Here is a 2,699-nt window from a genome sequence, read left to right on the forward strand (position 1 = left end):
GTTTGGCGTTTATAATGTTTGCCAAGCTGAAATTTGAAGTAAGCGAGATCATAACGGGCACCGTGGGGATCTTATTCATCGCGCTATCGCTCCTTTCGTCGGTGCTCTACAACCGCCGCAACAAACGCAAACTAATCGAAACGATCGCGGGAAACAACGAGTGAAATTTCATAGCGAGCTTTGCGGCGCGCGGGCTAAATTTTAAAATTTCAAGCTACCGCCGCAAGCGATAAATTTTACCCGCTTGCGCCGCGTTAAATTTCAAAAGACGCTAAATTTCAAAAAGCGCTAAATTTAAAAACGCGAACGATGAGATTGAAATTTTACGAAAAGCGTTAAATTTTAAGCCGCGAGATGGTATTTTAAAATTCAAATCAGCGATCGCGCGAGCTCAAGCCTTTATCACGCAATCTTTGTAACTCCTCGCCGCTGAGGGATGGGCTATTTGCGGGCTCGCCGCTCTCGCTTGCGCCGCCAAAAAGCTCCTCATTCAAACGCAGCTCGTCAATGATACCAAGAAGCTGCAAAACCTCGGCCTTTATCCGCTCGGCGTCTCTTAGCGTAGTGCGCGGCGAAAACAGCGCGGCTTCGAAGCGGTTTTTCGCGCCGTTTAAAAATAGATAAAATTTGCCGTCCATAAACGCCGCGCTAAGAGCGATCTTGGGCGCAAGCTTAAGCTTCAAAGCCCCTAAGCGACCCATAAAGCTAGGCGTCAAAAGATACCGCGCCTCGATCTTATCGCTTGCGAACACGCGAAATTCCTCTCCGAAAATCACGTCGTCCATCAGCTCCTGATCGCCTAAAAATTTGGTGCCGGGCGAGCGGTCCGCGATGATGGTTTGCCCCTTAAATTTCTTATAAAACTCGCACACCAAAACCGAGCCGCTAAAGGCCTGTACGTATTCGCCGAGCCTCCAAGCGTTCCAAAGCGCGATCGCCGATAGCAAAAAAGCCGCGGAAAGATCGCTCTTGGACCTTTGAGATAACTCTACAAGCCTCATAGATTCTCGCGTTTCATAGATTTTTATCGCCTCGCTTAGGCTAAATTTTACCCCTTTATACACGCCGTCTATCTGATCCTCGGCTACGAATTCATTATTCGGATAGATGCCCGTTTTGCGGATTTCTTCTTCGTCTATGCCGCTTTGCGGCTCGTATCTAAAGGCGGGATCGATATCTGAAATGATGGCGCGAATGAAGGCGTCTTTGTAAAAGGCGTTGTACTCCCACTTGGCGATGGAATCATCATAAATCCCCCATACGCAGCTTACCGCAATTATCGGGATCATCGCGGACATCAGCACGGCGGAGGAGTATTCGTTTTGGATCAAGCCGTGGATAAACCAGCCGACGGAAAAAACCGCGATGCATAGCAATAAAATCAGCGGTTTTAGAAATTTTATCTTGCACTGCTGCTGCTTTTTTGCAAGCTCCTCTATCGCTCTGTCCATATCCAAAATTTAACTCCAAATTTGATTTGCCGAAATTTTGCCCCTTATTTTACGCTAAATTTTATTAAAATTTCATCCGTTAAGCGGGTTTAAGATTTTTTATGCTATTTTTGCGACCTATTTCGATTAAAAGGCGAGAGATGATAAATTTACCGAAAAATTGCGTAGTTTTTACCTACCCGAAAATGGGCGATAGCGGCAAATTTTTGCCCGCGCAGTTGCACGGCGTGGCGGGGCTTACGGGCTGCACGCTTCAGTGCAAGGCCTACGAGAGCGCGCTTGCGCAGATAAAAGCCCTTGGCTTCGAGCTTATCGCCGTAGGCAGCATGGGCGAAGCGGGCACGAGCGAGTTTAAGCGCGCTACGGGCGCCTCGTTTGAGTTCATAAACGACGAAAAATTCGAGCTTGAAACGCCGCTGCGGCTCGAAACCTTCACTACTGGCGACGGGAAGAAATTTTACCACCGCCAAACCCTGATTTTTAGAGGCGGTAAGGAAGTAAAGCGCTTTAGCCGTATCGCAGAGCCCGAGCAAGACGCGCAAAACGTACTTGCGGCGCTAAAGAGTCTATGATCGATCGCTTCGGCGGCGCGCTTTAAATTTCGCGCTCCAAGCGCGCTGTGACACAATGCTGAAATTTAGGGCAGAGGCGCATTTTCCTTAAATTCAGTATTTTTAATTAAAATAGCGCTAAATTTAACGGAGGCGGGTATGAAAAAATTTCTATTTTTGGCGCTATTTTGCGCACTTGCGGCAAACTGCGGCGAGAGCGCGCGGGCGGATAAAATTTCTGCGGCGGGCAAAACAACGAGTATCGGCGAGACTGCCACGCAAAACGCGCACTTTATAAAGAGCGGCGAAGCAAGCGCCGGCTCGCAAAGCAGCGCCGATGCGGTCATCCAAACGGACGGAATTTCACGGGCGGATCTGCAAAGCTGCATCGTAAAAAGCGACGAAGGCTCCTGCGATCGCGTCGCGCGCGGTCTGAAAAGCGGCTGCGAGCGCAAAGATCAGCTATCGTGCTTTTTCTACGCAGATGCGCTAGGGCGTGGCTTGGGCGTAGAGAAGGACGTAGTGGCGTCGTTTGAGCTTTTTCGCGAGCAGTGCGATGCCGGCAGCAGCGAAGCGTGCTACGAGCTGTCGGTCAAATATCTCCAAGGAATCGGCACCCCTCAGAGCTTTGAGCTCTCGGGGCAAGCGCTAGATAAGGCATGCAAAATGCACAACAAGCGCGCCTGCACGGTGCTCG

Annotated in this window: 4 protein-coding genes; 3 read left to right on the forward strand and 1 reads right to left on the reverse strand. The window is 49.8% G+C overall.

The window, feature by feature from the left end; genetic code table 11:
• The first annotated feature begins 14 nt into the window (after nucleotides 1-14).
• Nucleotides 15-164 carry a DUF475 domain-containing protein gene (locus Q0140_RS06045; RefSeq protein ID WP_297962801.1) on the forward strand — a complete coding sequence of 50 codons (150 nt, stop codon included), beginning with the start codon at nucleotides 15-17 and terminating at the stop codon, nucleotides 162-164.
• 210 nt (nucleotides 165-374) lie between these two features.
• Here the strand turns inward: Q0140_RS06045 and Q0140_RS06050 are convergent, their stop codons facing one another.
• Entirely contained in the window at nucleotides 375-1,451 is a 1,077-nt protein-coding gene (locus tag Q0140_RS06050) for a DUF3137 domain-containing protein (protein ID WP_297962803.1), read from the reverse strand.
• 140 nt (nucleotides 1,452-1,591) lie between these two features.
• On the opposite strand from Q0140_RS06050, the gene Q0140_RS06055 reads away from it, so the two are divergent.
• Nucleotides 1,592-2,023, forward strand: coding sequence for a redoxin (locus tag Q0140_RS06055; protein ID WP_297962797.1), 432 nt, complete (start codon nucleotides 1,592-1,594; stop codon nucleotides 2,021-2,023).
• Nucleotides 2,024-2,161: 138 nt separating this feature from the next.
• Nucleotides 2,162-2,699, forward strand: a 538-nt coding sequence (locus Q0140_RS06060) for a hypothetical protein (RefSeq protein ID WP_297962799.1), incomplete at its 3' end; no start/stop codon positions are given.

This window comes from uncultured Campylobacter sp. (assembly GCF_938045405.1).
In the GTDB taxonomy this organism is placed as follows: Bacteria; Campylobacterota; Campylobacteria; order Campylobacterales; family Campylobacteraceae; genus Campylobacter_B.